17 protein-coding genes are annotated in these 19339 nt (G+C 67.1%); 12 read left to right on the forward strand and 5 right to left on the reverse strand.

The genetic code is table 11. The features are described 5' to 3' along the window. Positions 1-261 precede the first annotated feature (261 nt). Together ACFVUS_RS00975 and ACFVUS_RS00980 are read left to right on the forward strand one after the other, a co-directional pair. Positions 262-1701, forward strand: coding sequence for a basic amino acid/polyamine antiporter (locus ACFVUS_RS00975; protein WP_387761066.1), 1440 nt, complete (start codon positions 262-264; stop codon positions 1699-1701). An 11-nt stretch (positions 1702-1712) separates the two neighbouring features. Then, the gene (locus ACFVUS_RS00980) at positions 1713-2948 is read left to right on the forward strand and encodes an arginine deiminase (protein WP_387761067.1); all 1236 of its coding nucleotides are present in this window, start codon (positions 1713-1715) and stop codon (positions 2946-2948) included. A 1-nt stretch (position 2949) separates the two neighbouring features. On the opposite strand, the gene ACFVUS_RS00985 is transcribed toward ACFVUS_RS00980, so the two are convergent. Both ACFVUS_RS00985 and ACFVUS_RS00990 read right to left on the reverse strand, forming a co-directional pair. Beyond that, on the reverse strand, positions 2950-3189 hold the full coding sequence (locus tag ACFVUS_RS00985) for a hypothetical protein (RefSeq protein WP_387761068.1): 240 nt from the start codon (positions 3187-3189) through the stop codon (positions 2950-2952). A gap of 14 nt (positions 3190-3203) precedes the next feature. Next, positions 3204-4430, reverse strand: coding sequence for a saccharopine dehydrogenase family protein (locus ACFVUS_RS00990; RefSeq protein ID WP_387761069.1), 1227 nt, complete (start codon positions 4428-4430; stop codon positions 3204-3206). A gap of 49 nt (positions 4431-4479) precedes the next feature. Between ACFVUS_RS00990 and ACFVUS_RS00995 the strand changes: the two genes are divergently transcribed. Then, positions 4480-4941 (forward strand): hypothetical protein, encoded by a 462-nt coding sequence (locus ACFVUS_RS00995; protein WP_387761070.1) that lies wholly within the window; start codon positions 4480-4482, stop codon positions 4939-4941. Here the strand turns inward: ACFVUS_RS00995 and ACFVUS_RS01000 are convergent. Beyond that, positions 4924-5835, reverse strand: a complete 912-nt coding sequence (locus tag ACFVUS_RS01000) for a PaaX family transcriptional regulator C-terminal domain-containing protein (RefSeq protein WP_387761071.1) — start codon at positions 5833-5835, stop codon at positions 4924-4926. The two genes, ACFVUS_RS00995 and ACFVUS_RS01000, sit on opposite strands and share 18 nt — an antisense overlap. Positions 5836-6034: 199 nt before the next feature. Here ACFVUS_RS01000 and ACFVUS_RS01005 point away from each other — a divergent pair, with 199 nt between their 5' ends. The 8 genes from ACFVUS_RS01005 to ACFVUS_RS01040 all read left to right on the forward strand — a co-directional run bounded on the left by ACFVUS_RS01005 (position 6035) and on the right by ACFVUS_RS01040 (position 16862). Further along, complete coding sequence (locus ACFVUS_RS01005; RefSeq protein WP_387761072.1) at positions 6035-7591, forward strand: hypothetical protein; 1557 nt, start codon at positions 6035-6037, stop codon at positions 7589-7591. A 157-nt stretch (positions 7592-7748) separates the two neighbouring features. Continuing rightward, on the forward strand, positions 7749-8285 hold the full coding sequence (locus ACFVUS_RS01010; RefSeq protein ID WP_387761073.1) for a hypothetical protein: 537 nt from the start codon (positions 7749-7751) through the stop codon (positions 8283-8285). Between the two features lie 281 nt (positions 8286-8566). Further along, positions 8567-9754, forward strand: a complete 1188-nt coding sequence (locus ACFVUS_RS01015) for a MarP family serine protease (protein ID WP_387761074.1) — start codon at positions 8567-8569, stop codon at positions 9752-9754. Between the two features lie 54 nt (positions 9755-9808). Continuing rightward, positions 9809-13183, forward strand: coding sequence for a BTAD domain-containing putative transcriptional regulator (locus tag ACFVUS_RS01020; protein WP_387761075.1), 3375 nt, complete (start codon positions 9809-9811; stop codon positions 13181-13183). Between the two features lie 182 nt (positions 13184-13365). Continuing rightward, complete coding sequence (locus tag ACFVUS_RS01025) at positions 13366-14361, forward strand: alkaline phosphatase family protein (protein ID WP_387761076.1); 996 nt, start codon at positions 13366-13368, stop codon at positions 14359-14361. Between the two features lie 94 nt (positions 14362-14455). Then, positions 14456-15427, forward strand: a complete 972-nt coding sequence (locus ACFVUS_RS01030; RefSeq protein WP_387761077.1) for an alkaline phosphatase family protein — start codon at positions 14456-14458, stop codon at positions 15425-15427. Between the two features lie 61 nt (positions 15428-15488). Next, positions 15489-15731: a hypothetical protein gene (locus ACFVUS_RS01035; RefSeq protein ID WP_387761078.1), complete on the forward strand. Its 243-nt coding sequence runs from the start codon at positions 15489-15491 to the stop codon at positions 15729-15731. Positions 15732-15908: 177 nt separating this feature from the next. Next, positions 15909-16862: an alpha/beta fold hydrolase gene (locus tag ACFVUS_RS01040; RefSeq protein ID WP_387761079.1), complete on the forward strand. Its 954-nt coding sequence runs from the start codon at positions 15909-15911 to the stop codon at positions 16860-16862. Between the two features lie 36 nt (positions 16863-16898). Here the strand turns inward: ACFVUS_RS01040 and ACFVUS_RS01045 are convergent, their stop codons facing one another. Together ACFVUS_RS01045 and ACFVUS_RS01050 are read right to left on the reverse strand one after the other, a co-directional pair. Then, complete coding sequence (locus ACFVUS_RS01045; protein WP_387761080.1) at positions 16899-17378, reverse strand: universal stress protein; 480 nt, start codon at positions 17376-17378, stop codon at positions 16899-16901. A 14-nt stretch (positions 17379-17392) separates the two neighbouring features. Beyond that, positions 17393-17611 (reverse strand): CsbD family protein, encoded by a 219-nt coding sequence (locus tag ACFVUS_RS01050; protein ID WP_387761081.1) that lies wholly within the window; start codon positions 17609-17611, stop codon positions 17393-17395. Between the two features lie 112 nt (positions 17612-17723). Between ACFVUS_RS01050 and ACFVUS_RS01055 the strand changes: the two genes are divergently transcribed. Further along, positions 17724-19259: a DUF4419 domain-containing protein gene (locus ACFVUS_RS01055; RefSeq protein ID WP_387761082.1), complete on the forward strand. Its 1536-nt coding sequence runs from the start codon at positions 17724-17726 to the stop codon at positions 19257-19259. Positions 19260-19339 lie beyond the last annotated feature (80 nt).

Raw genomic sequence — 19339 nt, forward strand, 5'->3', positions numbered from 1 at the left:
TACCGATCAGCATCCGGCGGCCGATGTGCGTCACAGTGGTAGGTGCGTCCGCGCCGGACGCCGCGAGATCACGGCTCACGTCCGTCCCGATTCGAAATCGTCATGCGTGAGCGCAGTCACTGTTGTCCGAAAAAGATTGCTATGAGCTGCCAATATAGCTTTGGACAATTGCCGATACGCAACGATTTCGATGCACTCTGGTTTGCCTATGTTTCGATCCGTACCTACCGTCGAATCGAACCTTTCGTGTAGGAGCACCCATTGACCAGGCCCGAGACCACCACCGCCAAGACGATGCCGCTACTGACGCTGACGGCCATGGTGGTCGGATCGATGGTCGGCGCGGGCGTCTTCTCGCTGCCCCGGAATTTCGGTCAGGCCACGGGCGGTCTGGGCGCGTTGATCGCCTGGGCGATCGCCGGCACCGGAATGCTGATGCTCGCGTTCGTATTTCAGAATCTGGCGGTGCGCAAACCCGAACTCGATGCCGGTGTGTACGCGTACGCGAAAGCCGGATTCGGCGATTACCTGGGATTCATCTCGGCCTTCGGCTATTGGGCGAGCGCCTGCGTCGGCAATGTGTCCTACTGGGTGCTGATCAAATCCACCCTGGGCCAGGTGCTTCCGATCTTCGGTGCGGGGAATACCGTCCCGGCGGTGCTGCTGTCCACCGTATTCGTCTGGGCTTTCCATTTCATGGTGCTGCGCGGCGTGCAGGAGGCCGCAGCGATCAACAAGATCGTGACGATCGCCAAGGTCGTGCCGATTCTGTTCTTCATCATCGTGCTGCTGTTCTATTTCGACCCCGGCGTGTTCGCGGACAATTTCTGGGGCGGTGACGCCTACTCGGAATCGCTGTTCACACAGGTGCGTTCGACCATGCTGGTGACGGTGTTCGTCTTCCTCGGCATCGAGGGCGCGAGCGTGTACTCCCGCTACGCCCGCAAACGCGAGGACATCGGCCGGGCGACGATTCTCGGATTCCTCAGCGTGCTCGCGATTTTCGCATCGGTGACCATGGTGTCGTTCGGCATCATCCCGCGCGCGGAACTGGCGGGATTGCAGCAGCCGTCCATGTCGCCGGTCTTCGAATCCGCGGTCGGTCCGTGGGGCGCGTGGTTCATCAGCATCGGTCTCATCGTCTCGGTGCTCGGCGCGTATCTGGCCTGGACATTGATGGCGGCCGAGGTGCTGTTCGTCGCGGCCGGTGACGATGACATGCCGAGATTCCTGGCGCGCGTCAATGCCAGGACGGTGCCGGTGGTCGCGGTGACCTTCACGACCGTGCTCATTCAGCTGGTCCTGCTGATCACCCTGTTCTCCGATGACGCTTTCACTTTCACGCTGAAGCTGTGCAGCGCGCTCTCACTGGTGCCGTATCTGCTGGCCGCGGCGTACGCGCTCAAACTCGGGGCCACCCGCGAAACCTATGCCGAGATCCGGCCGCGTGATCGGGTCCGCGAACTGGTGATCGCCGGTATCGCGACGTTCTACACCGCGTTCATGATCGTGGTCGCGGGCCCGGAGTTCCTGCTGCTGTCCTGCATCATCTACGCGCCCGGCACGATTCTCTTCCTGGTGTCGCGGCGTGAACAGGGCAAGAAATTCTTCACCCCGTGGGAGGCAATTCTTTTCGGCATCACCATTGTCGGCGCGGTTATCGGGATAGCCGGGCTCGCCACCGGACTGATCAGCATCTAGGAAGGAAGACAATGACCGACGCAACTTTCGGCGTCCACTCCGAGGTGGGCAGACTGCGCAAGGTCCTGGTCTGCGCCCCGGGCCTGGCACATGAGCGCCTCACCCCGGCCAACTGCGATGAACTGCTGTTCGATGACGTGCTGTGGGTGCAGAACGCGCAGCGTGACCACCGCGATTTCGTCAGCGCCATGCGCGAACGCGGTATCGAGGTCATCGAATTGCATGATGCGCTGGCGGAAACGCTCGCCGTACCGGGTGCGCGGGAGTGGCTGCTGGATCGCACCATCACCGTGAATCAGGTCGGCCTCGGTCTGGTCGAGGAGGTGCGCTCGTATCTGCGATCGCTCGACGCGCGTGCTCTGGCGGCCTATCTGATCGGCGGACTCGCCGTCGCGGATCTGCCCGGTGAATTCGCGCCCGGCTATCGGGCGCTGGCGCGCGAACAGACCGGTGTGCGCGAATATCTGCTGCCGCCACTGCCGAACACCCTCTACACCCGTGACACCACCTGCTGGATCTACGGCGGCGTCACCCTCAATCCGCTGTATTGGCCCGCCCGCCATGACGAAACGCTGCTGATGAAGGCGGTGTACACCTTCCACCCCGACTTCACCGGCGCGCGCGTCTGGTGGGGTGATCCCGAACGGGACTGGGGCAGCGCCACTCTCGAAGGCGGCGATGTCATGCCGATCGGCAATGGCGCGGTGCTGATCGGCATGAGCGAGCGAACCTCCCGCCAGGCCGTGACCCAATTGGCGAAAGTCCTGTTCGAGAACGGTGCCGCCGATCGCGTCATCGCCGCGGGCATGCCCAAAATCCGCTCGGCCATGCATCTGGACACCGTCTTCACCTTCGCGGACCGGGATCTGGTCACGGTGTTCCCCGATGTCGTGGACGGCATCCACGGTTTCTCGCTGCGCCCGAGTGACCGGGCACCCGGCGTGGAGGTCACCGAGGAAACCGCGTCCTTCGTGGAGGTGGTCGCCGACGCGCTGAAACTCACCGAATTACGCGTGGTGGAAACCGGTGGCGGGTACTACGCCAACCAGCGTCAGCAGTGGGACAGCGGCAATAATCTGGTCGCCGCGGAACCCGGCGTCGTGTTCGCCTATGACCGAAACACCCACACCAACAATGAACTTCGCCGTCAGGGCATCGAGGTGATCCCCATCGTCGGGGCCGAATTGGGCCGCGGTCGGGGCGGCGGTCACTGCATGACCTGTCCGCTCGTGCGCGATCCGCTGTAGTTCAGGACCGGCATCGAGTCGCGCGCGGGCGGCACACCACCCATCCGTCGCCATTGGCGCGGGGCACCCGCCGCCAGGTGGGCGGGGTGAGCTGTGGCGGCTGGGGTCGAGCCGTGGGACCGGGTGGGACGGGTAGTCGGTCACCGGGTTCGGCGGCCACCGGTGGAGCCGTGAGAATTGTTGCTGCGGTGATGATTCCGGTCATCCACGCGATCGCGCGGCGGTGAGTCGGAGTGGTCATCGGTATCTCCTTGATCAGTGGGCCGGTATACCTGCGGGGGAGTGCTGTTCGACGATCAGCGCGGGTCCGTCGCCGGACAGCCCGAGATGCGGGCGCAGGTCGCGGAAGAAGCGGTCCGGATCGATCACCGATTCCGGGGGATGGACGCCGGGACGGCGCACGCTGCCGTCGATGACCTGGGATAGGCCCAGCGCCAAGGGGATTCCCGTCGCGCGGCTCATATCGTCGATGAACAGCGGCGTGCCGGGGTGGGAATCGTCGGCGAGATACGCCAGAACGGTGTGCGATCGGTCATCCTTGCGCCCGCGCGCCACCGCGAAGAACGGCGGCAGGGTGCCGGGGGAGGGGAATCGACCGGCGGTGATCAGTGACCGAATCCCGCGCAGCAGACCCGGTTTCAGCAATTCCGCCGCGGCGGTCGCATTGTCGAGCTTGCCGCGATCGATATCACGGCGCAGGACGTCCAGGAATGCCACGGTGCCCGGGGTGACGATCATCAGGTTGGCGGCGTCACCGGTGGGGTGGAGCGTGCGATGCAGTGTCACGGGTTCGGGGTGGCCGACGGTGTACCCCGTGCCGCTCCGATCACCCGGCAGCTCCAGGCGGACCGCGCGCAGGGGCGGCTCGCGAGTCGTACGTCCCTGGCGGACAACGGAAATGGTGCCGCTGATCTGTTCCATCCAATGCAGGAGCGCGGCGGGCGGATGTGCGGTGCCGTCCCGGGTCGACTCCTCGGTGCGCCCGCGCGGCACGTCGACCGGCCAGGTGGTGTAGAGGTCCTCGACGGTGTCCAGGGCGCGGGCCGCCGCCATCGCGAGCAGATTGCTCACCCCCGGGCTGGCGCCCATACCGATGACGGCGCAGACCCCGGTTTCCCTTGCGGCGGAGTCGAGTTCGAGCATGCGCAGCGTGGGTTCCCAGTCATCGCACAGATCGAGATAGTGCGTACCGGTGGCAATGGCCGCGCGCAGCACGGGCAGCCCGAATCGGTAGTAGGGGCCGACGGTATTGAGCACGACGTCGGCGTCTCGAAGTGCATCCCGCAGAGCGTCCGCATCGGTGACATCGACCCGCAGTGCCCGGACCGAACAGGTCTCCGAGCGCAGTTCCGCGGTAAGTCGTTGTGCCGCTGCGAGATCGCGATCGGCCACCACGATCTCCTCGATGCCGGGCAGCCGCGCCGCGAGGCGAACCGCCACCGCTCCCATCGCGCCCGGACCTCCCAGTGCCAGTACCTTCATCACATTTCCTATCATTCTCAAAACGATCGTATGTGAGATGATAGATCGCGTGAAGCGATTTCTGCCAGGGGCGCCGGTGGTGCGGGTTGCCGACCTGCGCCGACTTGATCCGATGGGACGCCAGCGCGCGCTCGAGGCGGCGGCTTCGCAACTGCTCGCGCTGGTCACGCTGCCGTTCACGCATCCGGGCGTACCGCGGCCGCCGGAGTGGACCCAGCTGCTGGGTCTGACCTTCCTGCTGGCCTCCTGCGTGATCACGCTGCACACCTGGCGATCGATCGTGGGATACGCCGGGCGCGCGGGCGGGCGCGCGGATCTGCGATTGCGCGAACAGGCGCGAAATGAGCGCCGCCTGCGCCGGGCCGCGCTGATCTATCCGATCGTGACGCTGGTGCTGCTCCCGCTGCCGCCGACCTGGCGGTGGTTGTGGTTCACGCTGACCGTCGTCTCGGCGGTGCTGGGCGCGATCGCGCTGTACCGGCTGCCGCGGTCGCTACCGCCCGCGGGTTGACGCGGGCTGTTCCCGCAGCACCTCGGCGGTGACGTCGTAGTACCACTGGAAAACCCTTGTCGCATTGGGTGTTTCGGTGCGCGCCAGTTCCGCCCAGCAGGCCGCGACGGCCGCCCGGGCCTGCGCGCCGATCCACGGCCGGGGCAGCAGTTCCGGGGGCAGCAGGGGATCGGGGTCCAGGGCGCGCGCGAACTCGGTGCCCAATTCGATTTGCAGCGTGAGCCGTTGGGTCGGGGTGGGCGGTGTCGCGGCGCGCAGCGTGCGCAGCACCCGCTGCGCGACCTCGAGCAGGCGAATGTGTCCGGCGGCGAGCCGATCCAGCGGCCAGAGCCGTTCGGCCAGTGCGCGCGGGGTGCGCGCACCGCCGATCAGCAGATCGGTCGTGCTGAGCAGGGTGAGGTGCTCGGTGACGCCGAGTTCGGCCGCGGCCGTGGCGATCCGGTCCTCCCAGGGATTGGCGCTCACATACAGTCCGCCCTGGATGGGTGCGCCGCCGAGCCGGATAATGGTGTCGCGCATGGCATCCCGAGCCTGCCGTGCGGTTTCGGGAATGCCGAACGCGGCCAGGCGCCATTGCCCGTCCCAGGGTTCGACGCCGCGATCCTGGCGGTACATATAGCGCAGGAATTCGATATCGGGTTCGAGCGCGCCGCGGGTGCGGTCGGTGGCGTACAGCACGGCCTTGCGGCCCCGGCCCTCGTGGGTGAACTGTCCCTCGGCGACCAGCCGTTTGATACACAGCCGCACCTGCTGATCGGTCATGCCGAGGGTGTTCGCGACGGCGTACAGCTCACCGGCGTCGATGGTGGAGTCCTGCCGGATCATGCTCTCCACCAGCGTGCGGGTCGGGATTTCGACGGCACCGCTGTCCTGGATGGCACTGCTGTCCGGCATCGCGCACCCTTTCCGTCGACCGTGGCTACTGTTCGAACATCATACGTTCGGGCGAATTCCGATAGACGCGTGCGGCGAGTGCGCGGGTCCGGCGACCGCGGCGGGTTACAGTGCCGGAGATTTCATCCGGATCGTGCGGGACGGTGCTGAGCGGAGGCGACTGGTTTTCATGGCAAGGTGTTGTGCGCGAGGGACATCGGTGCTCATCGCGGCGGTGTGCGTGGCGGTTATCGGGCCGGGCTCGGGTGTGGCCGCTGCGGATCCGGGCGCGAATACGCATCCGCTCGGATGCGTGCCCGCGATCGGCACGCTGCAGATTCTGCCGCCGCTGCCCGGCCTGTTCCTGCCGCTGCCCAGCATCAAGGGTCCATCGGAGTTCGATGATCTGCCGGTGGCCCCGGCCGAGCTGGCGTTCCCGTCGAGCGTCGACTTTCGCGACAACACGCAGGGATTCAACGATGTCGTCGATGTGGTGCTGCGCGATGGTTCGCTGTACACCCGGCCGCGCGAATCGAAGTCGCCCTGGCGCAAGGTTCCGACGCCGGGTTGCCTGGACGGTGGGGTCGTCGCGGTCTCGGTGAACAACAATATGCTGGTCGCGGCGGATGTGAACGGCTGGATCTACTCGATGGACAATCTGCTTTCCGGTCCGCTGCTGTGGAATTGGACCTACTCCTACGGCGGGCCGATCTGGCTGTGGCCGGGTGAGCGGATTCCGGGCACCGGCGCGGGTCCGATCGCATCGAGCCGCTGGGCGATCAGCCATCGGATGTCGGCGAGTTTCACCGATGCCGAGGGCTATACGCATCCGACCACGGCGGGCCTGGTGCAGTTGGTCGCGCTATCGGAGGACGGTGCGCGCATCACCTATCAGGATCCGTGGCTGCCCGCCGATCTGAGCTATGAGATCGGTGGGCCGGAAGACGGCCGGTTCATTTCCGAGGCGCTCACCACCTCCGGTTCGGTGACCTTCGTGATGAATCGCTACGGCGATATGTACACGCGCAAATACGATTTGGACCTGGCGGGCGCGAATCACATTCCGGGCCGATACACCTGGCAGCCGCAGGGCTCCAAGCCCTCGGCCCCCAACCAATTGCTCGAACGTGTGGACCCGCAATACGCCGCGATCTCACTCCCCGCACAGGATTGGGTGCGACAGCCCAAGATTCCGGGCGAGATCACCGCCCGCCTGTCCATGCACGACAGCGGCCCCGCGATGGAGAACCGGGAGTTGCGCGTCGAGGGCCGCAACGGCGGTCACACCGGCTTCTGGCACAAGGATCTGGCGGCCCCGGCGTGGGACTTCACCCCGACTGATCAAGCCCTGCAAGGCATTCCGATCGCCAACTCACCCCGCGACCGCTCGGCGGACACCCTCGCCGCACCGAGCGACCTCGCGTTCGAGGGTGCCCTGCCCGACGGCTGGAGCCTGCGCCTGAACCAATTCGATTGGGCGCAAACAAAACACGCCGCGACCCTCACCTCTCCCACCGGCCGCGCCTATGACATCGGCCTGTACACGGCCGATGAGCTTCGCCTGCTCCCGCGCGGTTCGGGCCTCGATGACAATCCGCGCGGTCTGGAGGGTGCGCTGGACCTGCGCGCCGCGGACCCCTGGCATCCCGATAACGCGGAACTGCGCCATTTCGTCGAAACCCGGCTGCACGGCAATGACATATTCGAGGTCACGGTCCGGGCCACGCGATCGCAGTTGGTTCTCGAGCCGCTCGGAGCCGTGCTGCCGCGCCGATAATGAAGTGAATCACCGACATTCCTTATCGGCCGAATGGGTGATTTAGCCGATTTGGCCGATTGTGTACCAACGGGTTCGTTCGCTGTCCTAACCTCGAACGCGACGATGTATTGCCGCTTCAGCTCGATCAACGATGATCTCGAGAGAGGTGCAGGACATGTCGACATTCCGTAGTGCGCTCTTCGCGGGCGCGGCGGTGAGTTTCACGATCGCCGCCGCTCTCACCGCCGGGACCGCCTCGGCCGATCAACTCGACGAAGGTGGTTGCAGCGCCGGGGCGATCGAATGGCAGGCGAACGGCCCGGGCTTCACCGGCAGTAACCAGGCCCCGGTCGGCAGCAATATCGGCGGTCATCTGCTGGCCTGCCACGGCGCTCCCACCGATATCAGCGTCGGCACCATCATCGGAACCACCTTCGAACCGGCCGCCACCTGCTACGGCAGCCGCGGCGGCCGCGCCGATCTGCTGGTGCTGTGGGACAACGGCCAGAACAGCCATGTCATCGGCACCTGGGAATGGACCCTGGGCCAGCAGGCGACCAATCACCTCAAGATCGTCGGCGGGCTGGGCACGGGCCGCACCCTGGACGTGCTGACCGGGCCGCCGGAGGTCAGCCCCGCCTCGGTCACCGGATGCATCGTGGGTGGCTATCACGCGGGCAGCTATCAGGTGCTCGGCGCGCGCATCGTCTGACGGACGGCCAACGGCGGTATTCGCGAATCGGGCGTTTCGTTCAAAATCCGCTCAACGGTCAATGAACGCACCGCTCGCATGCCGTTGGCATGCGAAATTCCCGCCGATACGCTCGTCTCGGTGCCGCTGAACCCGCAGATTCTTTTGCGGCACAGTGATATTCGCCGACGACCAGCAAAGGAGCGCTTCCCGCGCGAACCCGGTTCCGGTGGCCCCCTCGCCCACCGGAGCCGGGTTCGCTGCTGTCCACGCCCGCCGCTTTCGCCCACCCGGAGATCACGTTGACGCTGTCGAATGTGCTGGACCTGCTGGTATTGGCCGCGATGCTGTTCGCCGCGCTACAGGGATATCGCCGGGGTGTGCTCACCGCGCTGCTGGGATTCACCGGCGTGCTCGGTGGGGTGTGGTTCGGCGCGCAGCTCATCGACGCGGTCCGGCCGTATCTGCCCCTGGGGCCGGTCGGCTGGGTGCTCATGGTGACCGCGATCGTCGCCGCGGTGGTGGGCGGGCAATTCGGGGGCGAATGGCTGGCGCGGCGGCTACTGCGGATCGACCGCGCCCGCCGCTTCCGCCGGATCGACGCGCTCGCGGGCGGTTTCTGTCAGGCGCTGGCGGTTCCGGTCGCGGTATGGCTGCTCGCGACCGCGGTGGCGGTGACGGCGGGGGCGAATATCGTTGCGGTGCTGGATGATTCGAAGACCGTTCGGACCATGGACGCCGTCGCGCCGTACTGGCTGGTGGATATGTCCCGCACGCTCGCGAGCCCGCTGCGGGATTTGGGCCCGGTGCTCGACGACGAATGGTCGACGCCACCGGCCGATCCGAATCTCGTGCCGGACGCGCCGATCCCGGCCGCCCCGGCGGCGGCCACCGCACAGCGCAGTGTGCTGCGCATCGCGGGTACGGCCGTGGGCTGCGGACGGCTGTCCGGAACGGGTTTCGTCATCGCGCCCGAGCGGGTGCTGACCAACGCGCATGTCGTCGCGGGCATGTCGGAGGTTTCGGTGCAGGAGGCGGGGCGTGGGCTCCGGGCCACGGTGGTGGCCTTCGATTCGGTGAATGATCTCGCGGTATTGGCGGTGCCCGGGCTGAGCGCGCCGCCGATGGTGCTCGCCGCGGCTCCCGCCGATCCCGGGGCGGGTGTCATGGTGCTGGGATATCCGGGTGGCGGCTGGTACACGGCGGCGGCCGGGCGCGTGCTCGCGCGCAGCGTGCGTCAGGTCCCGGACCTCTATCACGCCGTGGTCTCCTCGCGGTGGATCTATCAGGTGTCCGGCGCTCTCCGGGAGGGCGATTCCGGTGGGCCGCTGGTGGATTCGCAGGGGCGGGTGCTGGGCATCGTATTCGCCGCCGATAGTGACGCGCGGGATATCGGCTATGCGATGGATGTGCGCCGCGCGCTGGGACAACTCGGTGGTGATTCGCTGCGTTCCTCCCATTCGGTACCGACCGGTCCGTGTCGCTTGTAGTGCCGACTACGCTCGGCAACATTCGGGCGAAGCTGGGAAGAGCGGTGGTTCGGGATGGGTGATATCGACGCTGATCCGTTGGCGCTGCGATTCGCCCTGTTGAACGGAGTCGAGGCGCGCTCCAATGGTCAGCCGCTCGATCTCGGTCCGCCCCAGCGACGAGCGGTGCTGTGCGCATTGGCAATCCGTCGGCGACAGTGGGTGCCGGTATCGAGCCTGGTGGCCGCGCTGTACGAATCCGATCGACCCGTGCGCGGCGTCAGCGTGGTGCAGACCCATATCTCGGCGCTGCGGCGGGTGCTGGAACCGCACCGGTCGCCGCGCGCGCCCGCGAAGGTGCTGCTGTCCGGGCACGGCGGATATCAATTGCTGATCGCCGATGAACAACTCGATCTCGGGGTTTTCGAACAGCGGCTGGCCGAGGCCGAATCTGCCCGTGACCGTGCGGAATGGGATGCGGCTCAGCAGCGCTACGAAAATGCCCTGCGGGTATTCTCCGGTGACGCGTTGCCCGGAATTCCGGGACCGTTCGCCGCCGCTCAGCGCGCGGTCCTGGTCGAACGCAGGCTCTCCGCACTCGAGGATCACCTGGATGCGATGATCCGGGCGCAGCGCTCCGACCAGGCGATCGATCGACTACGCGGGCTCATTTCGGAGCAGCCGCTGCGGGAGCGGCCGCCGGTGCTGCTCATGCGCGCGCTACACGATCAAGGGCGGCGCTCGGAGGCGCTCGATGTGTACACGGCGACGCGGCGGCTGCTGATCGATCGACTGGGCGTCGAACCCGGCCCGGAATTGCGGGCGGTGCACAGCGGAATCCTGTCGGGCCGGGCGCTGCCCGCGCCCGTGGTGCCGCCGCCCACCCCGCTCGATGTCCCGCCGGCGTCGGCCGGGGACGGAGATTGCGGATCGATTATCGGACGAGATGCCGAACTCGCGCGGTTCACGGTTCCGGCCGAGCGCGCGGCGGCGGGCCACGGTGGGCTCGCCGCGGTGGTGGGGTATCGAGGGTTCGGAACCTCCGCCATAGTGCGTGCCCTCGGGGTGCGTATCCCGGCCGCCCGAACAGTGTGGGTGGATGCCGGAAAGAGCGGTGAGCCAGGCGAATTGGCCCTGTATGAGTCGCTCGCCGGTGCGCTCGATCCGGCTGCGCCGAAGTCGTCGGCGGATCGCGGCGATGCGGATGTGCGGCGGGAGTTGCTGCGCGGGCTCACCGGTGCGGCCGCTGACGGCCTGCTGCTGGTGCTGATCGATGACATCAGTCGCGCCGATGACCGCTCGATCGGGATGCTGGCCGCGCTCGCACCGCAGCTGCGGGACCTGCGGGTGTTGGTGATCGTCGCGGTCGAGGATCAGCAGTGGGATCCGGTGCTCGGTGCTCGCCAGGCCGCGCTGGAGCGCTCGGCCCAGTTGGTCGTGCGGGTGGGGCCACTCGGCGACGCGGCCGTCGCGGAGCTGGCCCGGCGTCGCCTCGGTGCGGCCGCGACAGCGGAGCTGATCGACGATATCGCCCGTGCCACCGCGGGCATCCCGGATCTGCTGGTGGGTGTGATCGACGATATCGGGTCGCTGCCCGAGGTGCGCCGACTGCCGCGGCGACTGCCCGAAGGTGCGTACACGATGGCCATGCGGCATCAATTGGGCAGTGCCACAGTCGCTTTACTCGACACCTACCGGGTGATGAACGCATTGCCCGAGGGACAGGCCGAGCTGGCGGTGATCGCGGCGGTGGTGGGCGAACCTGTGAGCGAGACCCGGTATCGATGCGAATTGCTCTCCACCGCGAACGTCTTGAGTTCGATCGATCCGCCGGTTTTCCGGCATCCCTTGATAGGCAATACGGTTCGGCAGCTGCGACCGGCCGGGGACGATTCGGTGATCCATCTGGCGGCGGCGCGGCACGCGCGGGCGGTGGGGCGTCCGGTGCGGGAGATCGCGGGGTATCTGCACGAGCTGCACGGCGACCGATATTCCGAATGGACCCCGCTGCTGGTGGAGGCGGCGCAGGAATGCGTGCTCGCGCGGGCCACCGACGAGGCGATGCGGCATCTCGAATCGGCGCTGCGCATTGCCGGACCGGATGCCCGCGCGGATGTGCTGGTCCGGCTGGGCGCACTCGAGCAGTTCACCAATCCCGTTGCGGCTCGGCACTATCTGGAACAGGCGCTGGCCGCGCAGCGGGCGGCGCGGGCATCGCCCACCGCGCTGGTACCGCTGCTGTGGACGCTGGCCACGCAGCGGCAGTCCGCCGCGGCGGCCGCGCTGCTGGAAGAGGTGCTGGCGGAAACGCGGGAGCGGGATCCGGTGGCGGCGCGGGCGATACACGCCACCCGCTGGGTGATCGCGGGTATGCGGCCGGAGAGCTGGGCGGCCTATCTCGCCGAATTGCGCTGTGGTGCGGACGATCCGATCAGCCGGGCGGTGCTGGTCTTCGATGACGCGTTCGGTGTGGGGTGCTCGGGCCGGGTGGCGCTGGACCGATTCTCGGCGGCACTGCGCGGCAGCGGCGGCCCGGCCCCTCGGGAGATGTACGGCATGCTCGGTCAATTGGCGCTGTGGGCGGATGATCTGACATTGGCGTGGCAGCTGACCGATCAGCGCGATGATCGCTTCTTCGGTGCGATCGATATCTACCGTGCCGCCATGCGGGCCGAAATCCATTGTCGTCGAGCGGAGTTCGCGCTGGCGCTGGAAGAGTGCGCGCTGCCCGCCCGGGCCGTGGACGGGCGCGTGGTGCGGTATCCGCCGGTGCTCGCGATCTGGCGCGCGTACGCGCTGCTCGGGTTGGGGCGGCTCGAGGAGGCGGCGGAATGGGCCGAGATCGCGGCGGCAGGCGTGAATCCCGAACTGCTGGAATGGCTGCTGGTGAATACCGCGCGCGGGGTGATCGCGTCCGTGCGGGGCCGGGCGCGTGAGGCCGCCGGATGCTTTCTGGAAACCGGTCGGCGGGCGGTGGATTGGGGTCTGGTGAACCCGGGCTTCCTGCCGTGGCGCAGCTTGGCGGCGCGGGAATTGGCCAGGTTCGGCGAGACCGATCGCGCGGCGGAGCTGGCCGCCGCCGAACTCGAGCTGGCGCGGCGCTGGGGGGTGGATCGCGGGATCGGGCTGGCCCTGCGCGGAATCGCCTGTACCGCTCCGGATTCGCGGCGGATCGCGGTACTGGAGGAGGCCGTGCGGCATTTGCGGCGGGGTGAGGCCGTCACCGAACTGCTGAGCACGTTGATGGATCTCGCGCGGGCACATGCGGCGGCGGGGGAGCAGGGGCAGGTGCGCACGGTGCTCATCGAGGCGTATGCGATCGCACAGCCGCGCGGGGCGCTGCTGTGCCTGGATCGTGTCGACACGCTGTGGCGCGAATATGTCTCGACGGCGGGGCCGCCGTGGTCATCGGGTCCGCATTCGGTTCAAAGACGACTCAACGACGATTGAACGCGGTGGTAGACGGGCTGTCTCGGACGGGTGTTCGGGCGCTGCGACTGCCGATCGAGTCCGTGGCTATTCAACAGCTATTGCCTTGCGGTGCAATGGATCCGGATCATCCGATGAACCGTCGGTGAATACTGCCGCGAAGGTCTGGACCAATCGCGGGGCGGTGCGGCACGGTCTAGACCATGAAATACCCAAACGGAAATATCCTGAATCCCTTGGCCGTCACCATCTTTGCCGCGCTGCCGGTTCTCGCGGGAGTGATGGCAGCTGCCCCCGCGAATGCCGACGCGACGGTGAACAAGGTGGTCGTCATCGGTCTCGACGGCACGATGTACAAGAAGGTGCAGGAGGCAAAGGCTCCCAATCTGCTGAAACTCGCCGGTGAGGGCACTCTCGGGCAAACTTCCATCGCACCGCACACCACCATCTCCGGCCCGTCCTGGGCGACCGTGCTGACGGGTGTGTGGGACACCAAGCACGGCATCTACGACAACAACGTCACCACGGCCCCGTTCGTCAAGTATCCGACCGCGTTCACCCAGCTGGAGAAGGCCGATCCGGGCCTGAAGACCGAGTCGTTCGCGTCCTGGGGCACCATCGCCACCATGGCCGGATCCGGTGATCCGCACGCCGACGTGAACGTCGCGACCCCGGCCCCGGCCGATGACCCGACCGAAGCCAAAATCGATGCCGCCACAGCCGATTCCAGTGCCGCCGCGGTCACCAATGACGCGCCGGATTTCCTGTTCACCCACCTCGATCAGGTGGATGAGGCGGGCCACGGACACGGCAGCGCGTCGACCGAATACCTCGACGCGGTCAAGCGTGTCGATGCCGAGGTGGGCAAGATCGTCGCCGCGGTCGACGCGCGTGCCAAAGCGCATCCCAACGAGAAGTGGAACATCCTCGTCACCGCGGACCACGGCCACCGCCCCACCGGCGGTCACGGCGGCCAATCCGCCGACGAGACGGCGAATTTCCTGATCGCCCGCGGCCCGTCCTTCAAGGCCGGATCCACCAATACGACGAACTCCCTCGTCGATGTCACCCCGACGGTGCTGGCGCTGCTCGGTGTCAAGGGCAGCACGGCGTTCGACGGTAAGTCGGTGATCAATGCCGGTGGTTCGACGCCCAGCACCGGTTCGTTCGGCTTCGATCTGCCCGGCAGCGGCAGCTGACCCGGATGCCGGCCCTGCCCACCTCCACGCGGATCGGGCCGGCCTCCGGTTTCTCCCACCGTGATCGAAAGATCCACTCGCGAAAGACCCTTCCATGAAACCACAGCGCTTCGCGCGCACCTCGCTCGCGGCTCTCGCGGCCGCGACCGCCGTCCCCCTGGCCGCCGGATTGATCGATATGCCTGCGGCGCAGGCGGATCCGGTCGTCAACAAGGTCGTCGTCCTGGCCTTCGACGGCGCGCTCTACAGCAAGATCCAGGAGGCCAAGGCCGCCAATCTGCTCGGGCTCGCCGCGCAGGGTGTCCTCTCGCAGACCTCGATCGCGCCGCACGCCACCACCTCGGTGCCGATCTGGGCGACCGGGCTGACCGGCGTGTGGGATACCAAACACCACATCACCGGCTACGGCGGTGACGCTTTCGCCACCTATCCGACGGTCTTCACCCAACTGGAGAAGGCCAAGCCACAACTGCGGACTCAGTCGATCGTCACCTGGTCGGCGCTGGCCGACGCGGCCGCCTCGGGTAGCCCGAACGTGGACGTGAACACCATCACCTCCGGTCCGAACGCGGCCGACAGCGGTACCGCGGACCTGTCGGCCGCCGCCATCACCAACGATGCCCCCGACTTCCTGTTCGTCGATTTCGACACGGTGGACAGCGCGGGCCATCAGGGTTCGGCCAAGCCCGGCTATCTCGATGCCATCAACAGGGCCGATGCCGGGGTGGGCAAGATCGTCAGCGCCGTCGACGCCCGCGCCAAGGCCCACCCGAACGAGAAGTGGAACATCCTCGTCACCACGGGCAACGGCAATCGCCCCGAAGGCGGCCACGGCGGCCAATCCGCCGACGAGACAGCCAATTTCGTCATAGCCCGCGGCCCGGCCTTCGCCGCCGACACCACCACCACGACCTACTCGATAGTCGACATCACCCCCACGGTGCTGACACTGCTCGGCGTCTCACCGAGCGCCGACATCGACGGCAAGTCGATGGTCGCCGCAACCCCCGGCCCATCCACCGGTTCCTTCGGAATCCCATGGCCCGGAACCGGATCCGCGGGCTGATCCTCGCCCCCGATTCAAACCCTCCACACCAAACTGACGAACGTTGAAAGCAGGGAAAACCATGTCCCCTCGCGCCATCCTCACCAGGTCTCTCGCCATCGCAGCCCTGGCTACCTTGCCCGTCATAGCCGTAACCACCACGGCCACAACGGCTTCCGCCGCCCCCGCCACCACCGGCTCCGGCACCGCCACCGGTTCCTCCGACATCATCGGCGCCCTGAACCAACTCCTGAGCGGCTCAGCCACCACAATCGACGGCCTCAACCGCCTCGGCTCCGGCTCCGCCACCACCCCCGGCCACTAACCCGCTGAACCCGCGTCCCCGGCCCCGCACACGCGGGGCCGGGCACACGGACCTGCGGCGGCCACCCTGGGTGTTGATCTCCGCCACCTCGGGGGTGGGGGGTCAGCACTCGGGGCTCTGCTTTCGGGGGTGGGGGTGGTGGAGAGTTGTAGGGACCACCGAGGAAGTGAGAGACCGATGTCGGCAGTGACAGTGATTGGCAGTTCGGTCGAGCGTCGGGTTGTGGTTCGTACCGGTGACGGGGTGGAGTTGGCGGTTCGGGAGTATGGGCCGCGGGATGCCGAGGTCACGGTTGTCTTTCTGCATGGGCATTGCATGCGGGCCGAGTCTTGGAACGATGTGCGGGATGAGTTGTTGCGGCAGTTCCGGGGTGCCCGGGTCGTGTGTTACGACCATCGTGGGCATGGGGATTCGGCTATCGCGCCCCGGCATACGTACAACCTGGCGCGGCTCGGGAGTGATCTGGGTGAGGTGATCGATGCCGTCGCGCCTGCCGGGCCGGTTGTGCTGGTCGGGCATTCGATGGGCGGGATGACCGTGTTGACGTATGTGAGTCAGCGGCCGTGGGAGATCGGTGATCGGATTGTCGGCGTCGCGCTCGTCGCGACGGGGGCGAGTGGGATCGCGGAGGCGGGGTTCGGTCGCCTGATCCGGCATCCGGTGGTCTCGACGTTCCAGACCGCGGTGCGCTGCGCGCCGCGACTGATGCGGCATGCGAAAGCGTTGGCCTGCAAGGTTTTCGCGCCGCTCATCACGATGGCGGAGTTCGGCGATCGCAAGGTGAGCCCGCGCATCCGCAGCCTGGTGAACGCCATGCACAATCAGACCTCGATCGTCGCCATGGCCGCCTTCCTGAGCGCCTTCCTCGATTACGACCGCACCGACGCCCTCCCCACCCTGTCGGGCGTCCCCACCCTGATCCTGTGTGGTTCGGCCGACCTGATGACCCCGCCCTCGCATTCGATCGCCATGGCCGCCGCCGTCGACTACGCCGACCTGGCCCTGATCGAGGGCGCGGGCCACTCGGTCATCCTCGAACAGCCCGAACTCGTTACCGCCGCGCTCACTCGCCTGCTGACCCGCGCCGCCACCGTTCGCACCGGACGCGGCCATCTGGCGGCGGCCGCCTGATCGCTCGCCGGCGGGAGCCCTCGTGCCGGTCCGCGGCTACGGGACGACGGTGACGGGCCAGCGGCCCGACTTCACCAGGCGCATCGCCACCGAGCCGATGAGCCGGTGACCGGCCTGCTGGGAAGCGCCGACCACGACTGCATCCGCGCCGAGTTCGTCTGCGGCCTTGGACAATTCGGTGAAGGCATCGCCGCGCCGGGTGAGGAATTTCCACCGGATGGTGTAGATGTCCTTCACACGTTCGATGTGGTCCCGAATCTCGGCGGCGAGTTGGTCGGCGATATCGGAGGTGATGGATTGGACGTCGGTGCCCATGCCCGCGACCATGGTCATCCACGGCTGGACGTAGATGACCGCGAGCAGGGCGTGCTGACGCCGGGCGAGTCCGGCGGCGTAGGCGGCGGCTCGCCAGGACGTATCGGAGCCGTCCACGCCCACCGCGATCACCAGTGGACCGTCGGTGCCCAGTTCGAAGCGGGATTCGTCGTGCGCTTCGGGAATCGTCGGCTCGGCCACCCCGCCAGCCTAATTCACCACTGGGTCTGGTTGCGGGTGCGCCGCCCGCGCCGTCCGCGACCCGAGCGCACCGCGTCCTTGACCTTCTCCCCGGCATCGCGCAGGTCGGCCTGGATCTGCTCCCGCCGTCCGCGGCCGGACATGCGCCGATCGCCCATGGCGTCACCGGCCAGTTGGCGGGCGCGGCCGGTCAGCTTGTCGATCTTGTTCTTGAACTTGTTGCCACCACTCATTTTTCGATCCTTCGTAGGGGTCTGTACTCGGGAACTACCCGGTGCCGCGCGATCGAATCGGGGGACCGTGAAATCGGTTGGCGCGGTGACTGTCTCGAACTAGCATCGCGACGTGCAGACCTTCCCGATCGATGATGTGACACCCGCCGCCGAAGCGCTGCCGACCCGGCCGCTGGGGGAGCTGTTCCCGGACGCGCTGGTGCTCGGCGGTGATCCGGCGCTGCCCATGGTGGAACCGAACGGGGTGCATCCGCTGCTCGCCGCGGTCGGGCGGGCGTTCGCCGAACATCGCCCGCTGGTGCTGTCGCCGGATGCGGTATGGCTGACCATCGCGCAGGGGATCGCGCAGCATATTCGGCTGCACGCGGAGGAATTGCGACCGCTACTGGTGCGGCATGCCGGGCGCAAGCGGCTCGAGGTGGTCCTCGGCGGCGGTCTGCCGCGCAGCGCTGAGATCTGGCAGGGCGTGGTGGAGTCGTGGAGCAAGCTGCTCGCGGCCGAGATCGAGCACGCCGACCTGTTCGAATGCGATTTCACGACCAGTTCGGAGGTCGATCGGGTCGCCGGGCGGGTGGTGCTGCTGGACGCGTACTCGCCCTATTACTCGCTGTGGATGAGCTGTGTCTGCGGTATTCCGTCGCTCACACTGACCGGAACCGCCGACGACTGGCGGAAGATTCGGAGCAGAGTGGGCCGCCTCGGCGAGTTCGGCTTGGGACAGTGGGTGCGCTCGCTGGAACCCATTGCGGACCAGTTCGTCCGGGCCGCGACGGGTGATGTCGATACCGCGTTCTGGCAGCGCATCTACAACCCCGCTGACGCCTACGGTGGCGAGGTGATCACCGGGTGGATCGCACGGCTGTATCCATACCTGGTGATCGACAGTGCGCCGAAGACCCCGAATCACCTGCTGGACTTGCCGATTGCCGAACCTCGCGATCTCACCGGGGACGACGCCATGGGCTACTTCGGCCCGGGGGTGCGCAGTACCTCGATTCCGGCGACGCTGTCCAAAGTCATCGTCAATGTCAACGACCGAGTCGCGGGCGAGAACCGGGCGCTGGCGCTGTACGCGGGTCTGGTGGGCATCACCCAGGATGATGACGGCTCGCTGCGGCCGGTCGCGGGATGGCATCTCGCCACCGCCGCTGTCGAGATCGACGATGTGATCGATCGGATCATTCGCGACCACACGAGTTCTCCGCCGACGTCCGACCGCCGCAACATCGACGGGTGTGCCGAACTCCAGGCGATCTACCGCCGGATCGGATCGGCGACGCTGTTCGATGGCCGGTGGCGCCTGTTGTCCGCCAGGGTTCAGCGGTACGTTTCGGAGCACGCGCAACCGTTGATCGTCGAATCTCAGCGGCACATTTGGGATGACGCGTTTGCGTCTGTCCTGACCCAGGTCTTCGAGTTGCCGGACGGTCTGAGCATCTGCGCGCGCACCGACTTTCGCACCGACTCCACGCACTGGGTGCGCTGCCGACTCTTGCCCGACGAGGAGGGCGTCCCGCACCGCGTGGCCGATGCGCCCGCGGATATCCCGGTGTACGGCACATCACTCGCGCTGTTGCTCGATGCGGCCCTGGATTCGGGCGGCGATATCGCGCACTTGGAAACAGGAACGCTCGCCGACCTGCTGTGAGCGCACTTCAGTATTAAACGCGGGATTTACCGGATTCCGTTCAGCCTGACCCTAAGGGGTTACTTTCCCCTGCCCTCGAG

Origin of the sequence: Nocardia sp. NPDC058058, from assembly GCF_042885355.1 — a bacterium.
In the GTDB taxonomy this organism is placed as follows: domain Bacteria; phylum Actinomycetota; class Actinomycetes; order Mycobacteriales; family Mycobacteriaceae; genus Nocardia.

Bases quoted from the DNA above. Each gene is read 5' to 3' on its own strand.
- ACFVUS_RS00980 (WP_387761067.1), top strand. From the start codon at position 1,713: ATGACCGACGCAACTTTCGGCGTCCACTCCGAGGTGGGCAGACTGCGC.
- ACFVUS_RS00985 (WP_387761068.1), bottom strand. From the start codon at position 3,189: ATGACCACTCCGACTCACCGCCGCGCGATCGCGTGGATGACCGGAATC.
- ACFVUS_RS00990 (WP_387761069.1), bottom strand. From the start codon at position 4,430: ATGAAGGTACTGGCACTGGGAGGTCCGGGCGCGATGGGAGCGGTGGCG.
- ACFVUS_RS01000 (WP_387761071.1), bottom strand. From the start codon at position 5,835: ATGCCGGACAGCAGTGCCATCCAGGACAGCGGTGCCGTCGAAATCCCG.
- ACFVUS_RS01010 (WP_387761073.1), top strand. From the start codon at position 7,749: ATGTCGACATTCCGTAGTGCGCTCTTCGCGGGCGCGGCGGTGAGTTTC.
- ACFVUS_RS01020 (WP_387761075.1), top strand. From the start codon at position 9,809: ATGGGTGATATCGACGCTGATCCGTTGGCGCTGCGATTCGCCCTGTTG.
- ACFVUS_RS01025 (WP_387761076.1), top strand. From the start codon at position 13,366: ATGAAATACCCAAACGGAAATATCCTGAATCCCTTGGCCGTCACCATC.
- ACFVUS_RS01030 (WP_387761077.1), top strand. From the start codon at position 14,456: ATGAAACCACAGCGCTTCGCGCGCACCTCGCTCGCGGCTCTCGCGGCC.
- ACFVUS_RS01035 (WP_387761078.1), top strand. From the start codon at position 15,489: ATGTCCCCTCGCGCCATCCTCACCAGGTCTCTCGCCATCGCAGCCCTG.
- ACFVUS_RS01040 (WP_387761079.1), top strand. From the start codon at position 15,909: ATGTCGGCAGTGACAGTGATTGGCAGTTCGGTCGAGCGTCGGGTTGTG.
- ACFVUS_RS01050 (WP_387761081.1), bottom strand. From the start codon at position 17,611: ATGAGTGGTGGCAACAAGTTCAAGAACAAGATCGACAAGCTGACCGGC.